The following is a 13259-nucleotide window of genomic DNA, read 5'->3' on the forward strand; positions in this document are numbered from 1 at the left end:
GGGGATTGGCATGTGCGCTTCGTCCAAGGCGTTGCGCGAGCGGACGGTTTTAAGCTGCGGCCAAGTATCTTCAATGGATTGCGCGGGAGGCATTTTGTATTGTGCTCGTGCCTATAGAGGATTGCAGCTTTAGGCAGCGGGATGTCGCTCTTTCAATGACGTGAGGATTATGCCATCCGGGGCTGTCACTATTTCAGTCGCGAGTTCTTCAAGCTGAGATTTTAAAACCCGACCAAATGTTCGGGAAATTCTCAATCGGCTTGTCCCAGATTGGTGTGCAAAGCCTCATAAATATAAGCGCCTCAACCGAATTTGTCGTTTGGTCGGAACAATCGCCAAAAGCTGGCGGCTGCGATTTTTGGATCAGTTGAGCAGGCACCACCACCGACTCATCCTTGCCTCCCGACGCTTCCAAGATCAGATCCCCTGAAAGGAGCGCCTTGAATGAAAGCTTGCGATGCCGGGTTACGCGATACGTTGGTCATGCGGCCGCAGTCGGGGGATGAGGCGCAGTCCGGCGGCAACCGGGGCTTTGACGCCCCGGATTTTAAGAAATTTCAGCTGGTGATGGATTCGCGGATGGCCTGCATGTTGCTGCCATAAACAGCCGCTTCCTGAACCGATCCGCCCTTGAAGACGGCAGACCCGGCGACCAGCACATCAGCGCCCGCCTTGGCGACCAGCGGCGCGGTTGTCGGATCGACGCCGCCATCGACCTGGATGTGGATGGGCCGATCGCCGATCATGCCGCGCAGGCGGGCGATCTTGTCGATCTGGCTGTGGATGAACTTCTGCCCGCCAAAGCCGGGGTTCACCGTCATCACCACCACCATGTCGCACAGGTCCAGCAGGTATTCTACCGCCTCGACCGGCGTGCCGGGGTTCAGGGCAATTCCGGCCTTGCTGCCTGTCGCGCGGATCGCCTGAAGCGTTCGGTGCGGGTGGGGGCCCGCCTCGACATGGGCGCTGATCATGTCGGCGCCAGCCTCGGCATAGGCCTCGATGTAGGCGTCCGCGGGGGCGATCATCAGGTGAACGTCCATGAATGTCCTGACGTGCGGGCGGAAGGCCTTCACCGCAGGCGGGCCAAAGGTCAGGTTCGGGACGAAATGACCATCCATCACGTCGACATGGACCCAATCGGCGCCCTGATCCTCGATTGCGCGGATCTCGGCGCCGAAATTGGCGAAATCGGCGGACAGGATCGACGGGGCGATCTTGATCGTGCGGTCAAAGCTCATCGGGCTCTCCTGGGGCTATTCCGCCGCCGCCTGCCTGCTTGCGCGGTCCACGTCAAGCCCGCCCTGAAAGACGCGGCTGGCACGGATGTCGGGCGCGGTCAATGTGGACAGCGTGACGGCATCCAGCGGGCCTTGCGCTTCGTTGAAAAGCCGGTTCGCTTGGCGCAACCGCGCTCGGTCCAGGGCATTGCGGATCGAGCGGGCGTTGGCAAAATGCGGCTGGCGGCGCCGGGCTGCGACATAGGCCGCCATGGCCTCACGGGCGGGGGCATCAAGGGTATAGTTCTGCGTCTGCAGCATCCCTTCGGCGATGAACAGCAATTCGTCATCGCTGTAGTCCGGAAACTCGATATGATGGGCAATGCGCGACCGGAAGCCGGGGTTCGAGGCAAAGAACCGGTCCATGCGGTCGGCATAGCCCGCAAGGATCACCACCAGATCGTCGCGGTTGTTTTCCATCACCTGCAGCAGGATCTCGATGGCCTCCTGACCATAGTCACGCTCGTTCTCGGGACGGTAAAGGTAATAGGCCTCGTCGATGAACAGCACGCCACCCATCGCCTTCTTCAACACTTCCTTGGTCTTGGGAGCCGTATGGCCGATATATTGGCCGACCAAGTCGTCGCGGGTCACCGTCACCAGATGACCCTTGCGGACATAGCCAAGCCGGTGCAGCAGGTCGGCCATGCGCAGGGCCACGGTCGTCTTGCCGGTGCCGGGGTTGCCGGTAAAGCTCATGTGCAGGGTCGGGGTTTCGGTCGCCAGCCCCATCTTGCGGCGGGCCTGATCGACCAGCAGCAAGGCGGCAGTCTCCTTGATGCGCGCCTTGACGGGCGCAAGGCCCACCAGCGTGCGGTCCAGATTCTCGAGCACCTCGCGCACACCGCTTTCGGCAAAGCTTGCGGCCAGATCGACATGGGTGGGACGGTCATCTTCGGTCATGGGAAACCCTCGCGACGGGAAAGGGCCGGGCAGCAGGGAATGCCGCCCGGAAGTGGCCTCAGGCGTAGCGGGCACCTTCGGGTTCGCGCATCGCATAGCTTTCGATCGTGTAGCGGACCACGCGGCCCTCGCCTTCCTGCCGGACCAGGCGGAAGCCCGGCTCGGTCGCGGGGCGGTTGACGATAAAGCTCATGCGGATCGACTCCCATCCGGGCGAGGCGTCGAAGGCGATCACGCGGATGTACTTGCCGCCGTGCAGCTTGCGGCACTCGTTGACCTCATAGACCACCGCTGCCGCGTCCGGATTGTCGAACATCGGGTGGCCCCACATCTCCCAGTAGGTGTTGCGGGGATGGGGATCGTCGGTCCATTCGACCGACACGGCCCAGCCCTTGTCGATGGCATACTGGGCCTGCAGGCGGATGTCGTCGTCCGACAGGTCTGGCAGAAAGCTGAACTGTCCTTGCGTCATCTTCATGGTCATTTCCTTACATCGACACTTCGGGGGTGGGCGCGAAATCGGGGGCGTCGGTCGAGGCATAGTTGAAGGACACGTCCTTCCACACATCCAGCGCCTGCTTCAGCGGCGTGCAGGTGCGGGCGGCGTCCCGCAGGATGTCCTCGCCTTCGTTCCAGATGTCGCGGCCGGCATTGCGGGCAAAGACCATCGCCTCCAGCGCGACGCGGTTGGCCTGGGCACCCGCCGCGATGCCATGCGGGTGGCCGATCGTGCCGCCGCCGAACTGCAGGACCACGTCCTCGCCCAGATAGGTCAGCAGCTGGTGCATCTGGCCGGCATGGATGCCGCCCGAGGCGACGGGCATCATCTTGTTCAGGCTGGCCCATTCCTGATCGAAGAAGATGCCGTTCTCCAGGGCCATCGGGTTCCGTTCCTCGCGGAAGATGTCGTAATAGCCCTTGGTCGTGGCGGGGTCGCCCTCCAGCTTGCCTACCACAGTGCCGGCATGCAGGTGGTCGACACCGGCAAGGCGCATCCATTTGGCAATGACGCGGAAGCTGACGCCGTGGCTGCGCTGGCGGGTATAGGTCGAATGCCCCGCCCGATGCAGATGCAGGATCATGTCGTTGTCCCGTGCCCATTTGGCCATCGACTGGATCGCGGTATAGCCGATCACCAGGTCGATCATCACGATCACGCTGCCGAGCGATTTCGCGAACTCGGCGCGGGCATACATCTCCTCCATCGTGCCCGCGGTGATGTTCAGATAGGTGCCCTTGACCTCTCCGGTCGCGGCGCTGGCGCGGTTCACCGCCTCCATGCAGTACAGGAACCGGTCGCGCCAATGCATGAAGGGCTGGCTGTTGATGTTCTCGTCATCCTTGGTGAAATCGAGACCGCCCTTCAGCGCCTCATAGACGACGCGGCCATAGTTCCTCCCCGACAGGCCCAGTTTGGGCTTGACGGTGGCGCCCAGCAGCGGGCGGCCATAGCAGTTCAGGCGCTCGCGCTCCACCACGATGCCGGTGGCAGGTCCTTGGAAGGTCTTTACATAAGCGACGGGGAGGCGCATGTCCTCCAGCCGCAGGGCCTTCAGGGGTTTGAAGCCGAAGACGTTGCCGATGATCGAGGCCGTCAGGTTGGCGATGGAGCCGCCCTCGAACAGGTCCAGATCATAGGCGATATAGGCGAAGAATTCGCCGAGGCTGTTCGGGACCGGGTCCACGCGATAGGCCTTGGCGCGGTACTTGTCGCAGGCCGTCAGACGGTCGGTCCAGACCACGGTCCAGGTCGCGGTGCTGCTTTCGCCCGCCACCGCCGCCGCGGCCTCCACCGCGTCCACGCCATCCTGGGGCGTGATGCGGAACAACGCGATGATGTCGGTGTCTTTGGGGGTATAATCCGGTTCCCAATAGCCCATCTGGGCATATTTCAGGACACCTGCCGAATAGCGCTGCTTGGCATCCAGCTTCGTGTTGGACATCTCGTTCATGGTATCCTCCCTTCAGGCGGCTTTCGCGCCGGTGATGGCCGGGTCCAAGGCCCCCGACGCATAGCGTTTGGCCATCTCGTCCATCGCGATGACCTTGATCTGGTGGGCCCGCCCCGCCGTGCCGAACCGCTGGAACCGGTCGCGGCACAGATTCGTCAGTTCCTTCATGGCCGGGATCAGGAATTTGCGGGGGTCGAATTCGGAAGGCGTGTCGCGGGCGACCTTGCGGAAATGCCCCGTCATCGCCATCCGGCAGTCGGTATCGATATTGACCTTGCGCACGCCCATGCGGATGCCGCGCTCGATCTCCTCGACGGGCACGCCCCAGGTCTGGGGCATGTCGCCGCCCGCATCGTTGATCAGGTCCTGCAGGTGCTGGGGCACGCTGGAGGAGCCGTGCATGACCAGATGTGTTCCGGGCAGCCGCTGGTGGATCGCCTCGATGACGTGCATGGCCAGGATGTCGCCGTCCGGCTGGCGCGTGAACTTGTAGGCGCCGTGGCTGGTCCCGCAGGCGATGGCCAGCGCGTCGCATTTCGTGCGTGCCACGAAATCGACCGCCTGGTCGGGGTCGGTCAACAGCTGGCTTTGGTCCAGCTTGCCCTCGGCGCCCGATCCGTCCTCGGCCGCGGCCTCGCCGGTTTCCAGCGATCCCAGCACGCCCAGTTCGCCCTCGACCGAGGCGCCGACCGCATGGGCGGCCTCGGCCACCTTGGCGGTGATCGCGACGTTGTAGTCGTATTCGGCAGGCGTCTTCATGTCCTCGTGCAACGACCCGTCCATCATCACCGATGTGAAGCCGTGGCGGATCGCCGACATGCAGGTGGCCAGGTTGTTGCCGTGATCCTGGTGCAGGCAGATGGGGACGCCAGGGTTCATCTCGGCCAGCGCCTCGACCATGCGGCGCAGCATGATGTCGCCGGCATAGCTGCGGGCGCCCCGGCTGGCTTGGAGGATTACCGGCGCATCCACGCTGGCGGCCGCCTTCACGATGGCCAGACCCTGTTCCATGTTGTTGATGTTGAAGGCAGGCACGCCATAGCCATGCTCGGCGGCATGGTCCAGAAGCTGTCGCAGCGTGATCAGCGCCATCAGTCCTCTCCCTTGATCAGTTGCTTGGCCAAGGCCGCAACGGCCTGCGGCGTGATGCCGAAATGACGGTAAAGTTCCGGAGCGGGGGCCGAGGCGCCAAAGCCCGTCATGCCGACAAAGCCGTCCTCGGGGCGCAGGAACAGGTCCCAGCCTTGGCGGATGGCGGCCTCGATCCCAATACGGGGGGCGTTGCACAGGACGCCCTGGCGATAGGCCCGGTCCTGCCGGGCGAACAGTTCGAAGCAAGGGGCCGAGACGACGGCGGCTTGGATGCGCTCCTCGGCCAGAAGGGCGGCGGCGGCCAAGGCGATCTCGACCTCCGAGCCGGTGGCGATCAGCGTCACGTCGCGGGCGACCGGGGTGGCGCGCAGCACATAGGCCCCGCGCGCGCTGCGGTTCGAGGCCTCATCCTCGATCCGGACGGCCGGCAGGTTCTGGCGCGACAGGCACAGGACCGAGGGCGTGGCAGGCTGCGTCAGCGCAATCTCCCAGGCTTCGGCGGCTTCGACCGCATCGGCGGGTCGCAGGACCAGCAGGTTCGGGATGGCACGCAGGGCGGCGATCTGTTCGACCGGCTGGTGGGTCGGGCCATCCTCGCCCAAGCCGATGCTGTCATGGGTCATCACATGGACGACCGGCACCCCCATCAGCGCGCCAAGCCGGATCGCGGGACGGGAATAGTCGGCAAAGGCCAGGAAGGTGCCGCCATAGGGAATGAACCCGCCATGCAGCGCGATGCCGTTCATCGCAGCGGCCATGCCATGTTCGCGGATGCCGTAATGGACATAGCGGCCGCTGAAGTCACCCCGATTGACTGCCTGTATCCCCTTGGTGCGCGTGTTGTTCGACCCGGTCAGGTCCGCACTGCCGCCGATGGTGTGGGGCAGCGTGCGGTTCACCACCTCCAACGCCATCTCGCTGGACTTGCGGGTGGCGACCTTGGGCCGGTCCGCGACCAGCTGGTGGCAGTATTCTGCAATGGCGCTGCGCAAGGCGGCCGTATCCGGTGCGACCTGAGCGGCCAAGAAATCCGTTCGCCGTTCCGATGCCTCCAGGCGCGCCGTCCATTCGCTGCGCGCCTGCGCGCCGCGTCCTGCGATGGCCTGCCATGCTTGGGCGACCTCTATGGGGATCTCGAACGCCGGGTGGGGCCAGTCCAGCGCCACGCGGGCGGCAGCGATCTCCTCGGCGCCCAAGGGCGACCCGTGAACATCATGACCGCCCTGCTTGCTCGGGGCTCCAAAGCCGATCACCGTCCTGCAGGCGATCATTGAAGGACGGTTGTTGGTCCGTGCCGCCTCGATCGCACCCGCCACGGCCTCGCGGTCATGCCCATCGACGGCCTGCACATGCCAGCCGGCGGCGGCAAAGCGCGCCTTCTGGTCGGTCGAGGTGGACAGATCGGTCCCGCCGTCGATGGTGATGCCGTTGTCGTCCCACAGGACGATCAGGCGGCCCAAGCCCAGATGCCCGGCCAGATCGATGGCCTCGTGGCTGATCCCCTCCATGAGGCAGCCGTCGCCCGCGATGACATAGGTCCAGTGATCGACCAGGTCGCTGCCCCAGCGGGCCTCGGCCATGCGTTCCGCCATTGCCATGCCGACCGCGGTGCTGATCCCTTGGCCCAAGGGGCCGGTCGTGACCTCGATCCCCTTGGCATGGCCGTATTCCGGGTGCCCCGCGGTACGCGATCCCATCTGCCGGAAGGCGCGAATTTGGTCCATGCCCATGTCGTCATAACCCAGCAGGTGGTTGATGGCGTAAATCAGCATCGAGCCATGACCCGCCGACATGACGAAACGGTCGCGGTCGGGCCAGCGATGGTCGTCCGGGTCCACCCGCATGAAGCGATGAAACAGCACGGTCGCCACATCCGCCATGCCCATCGGCGCGCCGGGATGGCCGGATTTCGCGGCCTCGACCGCGTCCATTGCCAGGGCGCGGATCGCATTGGCCATCCGCGTCTCCAGCGCGGCATCGATGCGGGTCATCTGGTTCATGGCGTCCTCCTCAGGCGCGTTTCGCGTCGCTGACCAGCCGCAGGATCATCGGCGTCAGGATCAGCTGCATGGCCAGGTCCATCTTGGGACCCGGAACGACGATGGAATTGGCGCGGCTCATCCAGGACCCGTCGATCATCTGGGTCAGGTAGGGGAAATCGATGCCGCGCGGGTTGCGGAAGCGGATCACCACCAGGCTTTCGTCCGCCGTGGGGATCCAGCGCGCGATGAACGGGTTTGAGGTGTCCACCACCGGCACCCGCTGAAAGTTGATGTCCGTCTGGGTGAACTGCGGGCAGATGCAGTGCACATAGGCGTGCATCCGGCGCAGGATCGTGTCGGTCACGGCCTCGGTGGAATAGCCCCGGCTGGCCTTGTCGCGGTGGATCTTCTGGGTCCATTCCAGATTGATGACCGGAACCACGCCGATCTTCAGGTCGGCCAGCACCGCCAGATTGACCCGGTCGTTGACCACCGCACCGTGCAGCCCTTCATAGAACAGGACGTCGCTGCCGTCCTCGAAGGGCGCCCAGCCGGTAAAGGTGCCGGGCGCGGCGCCCCAACGCTCGGCCTCCCGGTCGTCATGGACATAATGGCGCGTCTCGCCCGTGCCAGTCTCGCCATAGATGCGGAAGATGTCTTCCAGCTTTTCCAGTTCGTTGGCATCATAGCTGAAATGGCTGAAGGTCGCGTCGCCCGCCTCCAGCCGGCTGGCCAGTTCCGCCTTCATGGCGGCGCGGTCATGGCGGTGAAAGGCGTCGCCCTCGATGCTGACGGCGGTAATGCCCTCGCGGCGAAAGATCTGGTCAAAGGTCGATTTGACCGTGGTGGTGCCCGCGCCGGACGAGCCTGTGACAGAGATGATGGGGTGCTTCTTGCTCATGGGTACCTCAGGCGCGGAAGAGGCCGCGATGGCCGAAGAGGGCCGAAACCTCGGCCTCGGGCAGGTCGTGATAGGCGGCCACGCGATCGACCTTGTCGGCGCTGCCGAAGACGAAAGGGGTGCGGCCATGCAGGCTGGTGATGCGGGCGTCCAGGATCGGCAGGGCCCCGTCGGTGGCCCGTCCGCCCGCTTGTTCGATCAGGAAGGCGATGGGCGCGCATTCGTACAGCATCCGCAGGCGACCGCGTTCGTATCCCTGCCGCCCGTCGGCGGGATACAGGAAGATGCCGCCGCGCATCAGGATGCGGTGTGCCTCGGCCACCAGGCTGGCGATCCAGCGCATGTTGAAGTTCTGTGCGCGCGGTCCGTCGGCACCGGCCAGACAATCGTCGATATAGGCACGGATCGGGCGCGGCCAGTGACGATAGTTCGAGGCGTTGATCGCGAACTCGAACGAGCAGTCGGGCATCGCGAGGCGGCCCTGCGTCAACTCGAACCTGTGCGTGTCGGGGTTCAGGACATAGGCCTGCACCCCTTGCCCAAAGCTGACCATCAGCGAGCAGCGCGGCCCATAGATGATGTAGCCGCCTGCCAGCAGGTCGCGGGCCGGGCGCAGAAAGGTGGCTTCGGCGTCGTCTTCGGCCGGGTAGATGGCAAAGATCGTTCCGATCGAGACGTTGGTGTCGATGTTGGACGACCCGTCCAGCGGGTCGATCGCCAGGGCCAGCGCAGCATCGGACTGCATGGCCACCGGGACCTCCTGCTCCTCGCTGGCATACCAGCGCAGACCTGCCGTCTGCAGTGCCTTCATGAACAGGGCGTCCGCCTGCACGTCCAAGGCCTTCTGGTCGTCGCCATCGCTGTTGGTTCCGATCTGGGTCGACAGACCTGCGCCCCCCTTGCGGATGATGCGGGACAGCGAGGCTCCTCCTTGGGCCAGCGCCTCGATGACGGGGCGGAACCGCTGGGGGATCTGGGTCGTGTCGATGCTTGGCTCGGTCATCGGCCCCTCCCTTGGCGTCGATCGGCATGAAGGGAGATTGACAGCAGAAAGGCTTTCGGAAAATTTAAAAGTGCAGAACGATGATTAAGGGTAGCTGAAGATGCGAATGGATGCCTTGACCTTGCGCCAGCTTCGCGCCCTGCGCGCCGTCGCCAACAGCGGCAGCCTGACCCTAGCCGCGTCACAGCTGAACCTGACTCCGCCAGCCATTCACAGTCAGCTGAAATCACTGGAAGATCAGGCGGGGGCCGCCCTGCTGCAGCGCGTGGAGCATGGTGTCTTTCGCCCCACCCCGGAAGGGGAAGCGCTGCTGCAGGCCGAGGCGCAGATTGCCACTGCCTTGGCGCGTGCCGGACGCGAAGTCGCAGCGCTGCGTCAGGGGCACAGTGGCAATGTGGTCCTGGGGGTAGTTTCCACCGGCAAATATTTCGCGCCTTTTCTGGTCGCCACCCTGCTGCGGGCCTTGCCACAGATCGAGGTGACGCTGCGCATCGGCAATCGGGACGCCATTCTTGCAGCTTTGGCGGGGGATGAGCTTGATCTGGCGATCATGGGACGTCCACCCCGAGAGCCTGCCGTCATTGCCGATCCGCTGGGCCCGCATCCTCATATCATCATTGCCGCGCCCGACCATCCATTGGCCAGCCAGGATCCGGTCACACCGGGTGATCTGCTGACCCAGACCTTTCTTTCACGCGAGGAAGGCTCGGGCACGCGCATCCTGATGACGCGCTTTCTGGACCGTATCGGCGAGGGAGCGCCATGGCGTGCGGTCGAGATGGGCACGAACGAGACGATCAAGCAGGCGGTGATCGCGGGTCTGGGAATCGCGCTGATCTCTCAGCACACCTGCACCGAAGAATTGCGTGCAGGGCGCTTGGTTGCATTGTCGGCCATTGGCTTGCCGATCCAGCGGAGCTGGTATCTGCTGCATCGGGCCGATCGCGCGCCCAGCCCTGCGACCGAACGGATCCGCGCCAGCATCACCGCCCTCGGCGGCAGTTTCCTGCCGCAGCTGAAGCCAAACCACTGAGGGCCCCGTCGATGCGGAGGTGCCGGAAGGTTTCCGCACCTCACCTGCACAGGCGCTGCAAAGCCCCCTCCAGCAAAGGCACCTGTTCGGGCCGCGCGCGAAACGGCGGGAGCGGGCAGAGCAGCCTTGAAAGACCTTCAAGGCTGCTCTGCCCGCCGTTCCGATTCGAGGAAGCAAAGAGACTTGGTGCCTGTCATTGCCTTTTCCTTCGAGGAATCAGACAGGGTCGCGCAGGGCAGTGACGTCGTCTGCCAAGGCAGAGCCTCCGCCTTCAAAGACCAGACGGGCGCCATCCGCACCGACCTGTGCCTCGACAATCCGGGCATAGGCGCCAGCTTGGCTGTCCTGGATCTTTTCACCGGCCCGCCAGCTTTCAACCGAGAAGCTGTAAAGACCATCGGGCAGCTTGCCGCCCCCCTCGGCGCGGCCGAACCAGTCGATCTGACCTTCGCCCGGCCCGATCTCTTCTCGGGTGATCTCGCGCCCCGCGGCATCGCGTGTGACCAACTGCACGCTGTCGGCCAGCCCGTGAGGAGCCACGTCCAGCGTGATCGGCTTGTCGCCGAACCAGACGGGTGCGGTCGTTCGCGCCTCCTTGCCGATCCATCCGGCAACGCCGCCGATGCCTGACTGGCCGGCCATCCGCGCAAGGTACTGGTTGCTCAGCGCCTGCTGCTCTACTCCCGCGAACGTGGCCAACTGGATCGCAAAATCCGTGCCCTCCATCGGGTTCAACGGGTCCTGGTTCTTCAGCTGCGCTGTCAGCATCTTCAGGAACGTCTCGAAATCGGCTCCCGCGCCTGCTCCTGCCATGCCCGAGGCCGGGGCCGTGACCGTGCCGGCACCAAGGCCGGAAATGGCATCAACCATGAGTTTCTCCTAATATCTGACATCGATGCGCCGGTCACCCGAGGGGGTCGGAGCCAACTGGACAAGGGTGGCGGGGGCGGGAGCCGCTTCATCAGGCTCGCCGGAGAGTGGGGCTGCCGATTCGGACCATCTGGTCCCGGGCTGGTCCTGTCGGAAGTTCATCAGGCCTGTCTCCACGCCGGCCTCCTGCAGCTGTTGGGTCAGCATGTCGGCATTGCGGCGAACAAGATCGAGCGTTTCTGGCCGCTCGGCCCAGATGGTCAGCTGACTGCGATCATGGCCGCTGAAGACCAGGCGGATCCGGCCCAGCTCTTCGGGTGCCAAGGCGATTTCGGTGCTGTCGGCACGTGTCGTCACCAAGGCTTGGGTAACCTGCTGCAGAACCGGACGCGGGTCTGGCTGGGACGATGTTCCTGCAGGGGCCATTCCGGCCGCTTCGCGCGCCATTATCCGCGCCTCGGGCTGCTGGAGCGGGATTCTTGGTTCAGCCAAAGCCGAATCGGGCAGGGCTGTTATCAATTCCGGTGCTAGTGTCATGCTCTTCTGAACAGCTTCGGCCTGACTGGTCGGCTCGGTTTTGGTGGCCGAGGGAGCGGATGCCGCGAATTCGGCCTCGTTTCCGGCAGGCGGAACGGGTGATTGACCCAGTGCCGTCAGCTTGCGAGAGGCGTGAACCTCACGCGCAGTTGCCAAGGCCGGACCGTCGTCCCCCGGTGTGGTGCCACTGGCCTCTATTTCTTGCCCGGAAGGGGTAAAGGGCATGGCCTGCTTTACAGCATCATTGGTTGCTGTCGTTCGGTCTTGGGCCAGAGCGGCTCCGGTCAGCATATCAGAATCGATTGTTTCGGCTGGTTCGGCTCCCGCAGTGGCCGCTGCGGCTGGTACGCTGCCAGATGCACCTGCCTCTGGCAGAGTTTCTGCCTCGCTGACCGTGGCATTTGCAACCATTGTGAGTATCGCAACGGGCACAGACACATCAGGCATCGCCGCCAGTGCCAGTTCGACCTCTTCCGGCAGTTTTTGTGATTCCGGCTTCGTAAATCCGCCGCTGATGCCCGAGCTTTCTTCCAGCCAGCGCGCCAGCGCATCAACCGGCAACTGCGGCATCTCAGACGTGGGCGCAATTTGCAGATTCGGCACCGAAGGGAGCGCCCGCATCATGGTCCAGCCGGTCGCTGGCAATGCCACCTCTGTCATGGCCACGGGCTGCGTCACGAGGGCCGACCAGTCTTCGGCTGCTGCCTGATCCGAAGCTGGATCAAGCAGACTTGGCATTCCCGTCGACGCACCCTCTGCCGACAGATTGCCGCGCGGCAGCCAGTTCGCGTTCAGCTGAAAGTCCGACATCCTTGCCCCTCTCGTTTTTACCGTCTTATCGTTGATTTCTTACCAATTATTTACCGGTTGTTCCTAATCTCGGGGCATCGTCGAATTATCGGGACAGCATCATGCAAATCGAATCCATCGCTTCTGCGCAGGCTCCGGCTGCGCGGCAGGCAGCGGTCGCGGATCAACTGGAGCAGGCGTTTCTGGAAGAAATGCTCAAATATTGCGGGCCGGGTGCCATGCAGGGCGAATTTTCAGGGGGCGCGGGCGAGGATCAGTTCACCAGCTTCCTGACACGCGAACAAGCCAGCCAACTGGCCAGCCGGCTGGACCTCGGGTTCGGGCGGATGCTGGCAGGACAGGCCCAATGAGCCGCCTGTTGACCCGGCAGATCAGCCAGACCCGAACCGCACTCTTAAGGGGTGACATCCAAGGCGCCTTGGGCTGCCTCGACGAGATGACAGCGCAGGTGGCGCGTCACGGTATCGATGACGCCACGCGTGAGCGGCTGGAGCCTGCGCTGACCGATCTGCGCGAACTGGCGCAAGCGTCGCTGCAGGGGGCTCGACAGGCCGCCGAGCAGGTGCGCGCCATTGTTCAGGCGGCACGCAGCCTGCAGACATATGACTCTCGCGGCCATCGTCTGGTCACGGCAACCCAGGCCGCCAGCCCGCAGCGGTTTTGATAAAATGCGTCAGAAGGTTTGTTTGGTGAAATGAGGGGAATTCACTAGTTGTCAATCACCGGCAGATAGAACGGTGACATGCCAGCAACGGCAGCGGGCCACGGCGCCCGAACGGTCAGAAGGCCCTCTTCCCACACCCGGTGCAAAGCACCTTAGGAGAACGACATGACCAGCATTCTGACCAACAACAGCGCCATCGTTGCCCTGCAGACCCTGAAATCGGTCAACGCCC

The 13259-nt window shown here is 64.1% G+C and carries 13 protein-coding genes; 3 read left to right on the forward strand and 10 right to left on the reverse strand.

Going from position 1 to position 13259, the window contains the following annotated elements:
- Positions 1-557: 557 nt before the first annotated feature.
- The 8 genes from rpe to ACLHHB_RS03210 are packed head-to-tail and all read right to left on the reverse strand — an operon-like array spanning position 558 to position 9113.
- A complete protein-coding gene (gene rpe, locus ACLHHB_RS03175; RefSeq protein WP_410216835.1) occupies positions 558-1241 on the reverse strand; it encodes a ribulose-phosphate 3-epimerase in 684 nt (227 codons plus the stop codon).
- Between the two features lie 15 nt (positions 1242-1256).
- On the reverse strand, positions 1257-2183 hold the full coding sequence (gene cbbX, locus ACLHHB_RS03180) for a CbbX protein (RefSeq protein ID WP_410216836.1): 927 nt from the start codon (positions 2181-2183) through the stop codon (positions 1257-1259).
- 58 nt (positions 2184-2241) lie between these two features.
- Entirely contained in the window at positions 2242-2661 is a 420-nt protein-coding gene (locus ACLHHB_RS03185) for a ribulose bisphosphate carboxylase small subunit (protein WP_410216837.1), read from the reverse strand.
- A gap of 10 nt (positions 2662-2671) precedes the next feature.
- The gene (locus tag ACLHHB_RS03190) at positions 2672-4135 is read right to left on the reverse strand and encodes a form I ribulose bisphosphate carboxylase large subunit (RefSeq protein ID WP_410216838.1); all 1464 of its coding nucleotides are present in this window, start codon (positions 4133-4135) and stop codon (positions 2672-2674) included.
- A 12-nt stretch (positions 4136-4147) separates the two neighbouring features.
- On the reverse strand, positions 4148-5227 hold the full coding sequence (fba, locus tag ACLHHB_RS03195) for a class II fructose-bisphosphate aldolase (RefSeq protein ID WP_410216839.1): 1080 nt from the start codon (positions 5225-5227) through the stop codon (positions 4148-4150).
- Entirely contained in the window at positions 5227-7218 is a 1992-nt protein-coding gene (gene tkt, locus ACLHHB_RS03200; RefSeq protein WP_410216847.1) for a transketolase, read from the reverse strand. Before tkt ends, fba begins: the two co-directional genes overlap by 1 nt.
- Before the next feature lie 19 nt (positions 7219-7237).
- Positions 7238-8110: a phosphoribulokinase gene (locus ACLHHB_RS03205; protein ID WP_410216840.1), complete on the reverse strand. Its 873-nt coding sequence runs from the start codon at positions 8108-8110 to the stop codon at positions 7238-7240.
- A 7-nt stretch (positions 8111-8117) separates the two neighbouring features.
- Positions 8118-9113: a class 1 fructose-bisphosphatase gene (locus tag ACLHHB_RS03210; protein ID WP_410216841.1), complete on the reverse strand. Its 996-nt coding sequence runs from the start codon at positions 9111-9113 to the stop codon at positions 8118-8120.
- 100 nt (positions 9114-9213) lie between these two features.
- On the opposite strand from ACLHHB_RS03210, the gene cbbR reads away from it, so the two are divergent.
- Complete coding sequence (gene cbbR / locus ACLHHB_RS03215; RefSeq protein ID WP_410216842.1) at positions 9214-10146, forward strand: LysR family regulator CbbR; 933 nt, start codon at positions 9214-9216, stop codon at positions 10144-10146.
- Positions 10147-10362: 216 nt separating this feature from the next.
- Here the strand turns inward: cbbR and ACLHHB_RS03220 are convergent, their stop codons facing one another.
- Complete coding sequence (locus tag ACLHHB_RS03220; RefSeq protein ID WP_410216843.1) at positions 10363-11016, reverse strand: flagellar hook capping FlgD N-terminal domain-containing protein; 654 nt, start codon at positions 11014-11016, stop codon at positions 10363-10365.
- Between the two features lie 9 nt (positions 11017-11025).
- Positions 11026-12363, reverse strand: a complete 1338-nt coding sequence (locus ACLHHB_RS03225) for a flagellar hook-length control protein FliK (protein ID WP_410216844.1) — start codon at positions 12361-12363, stop codon at positions 11026-11028.
- Between the two features lie 101 nt (positions 12364-12464).
- Between ACLHHB_RS03225 and ACLHHB_RS03230 the strand changes: the two genes are divergently transcribed.
- Entirely contained in the window at positions 12465-12713 is a 249-nt protein-coding gene (locus ACLHHB_RS03230; protein ID WP_410216845.1) for a rod-binding protein, read from the forward strand.
- Positions 12710-13027, forward strand: coding sequence for a hypothetical protein (locus ACLHHB_RS03235; protein WP_410216846.1), 318 nt, complete (start codon positions 12710-12712; stop codon positions 13025-13027). The genes ACLHHB_RS03230 and ACLHHB_RS03235 overlap by 4 nt, the downstream gene beginning before the upstream one ends.
- The last annotated feature ends 232 nt before the right edge of the window (positions 13028-13259 follow it).

It is taken from the genome of Paracoccus sp. (in: a-proteobacteria) (genome assembly GCF_046462195.1).
GTDB lineage: Bacteria > Pseudomonadota > Alphaproteobacteria > Rhodobacterales > Rhodobacteraceae > Paracoccus.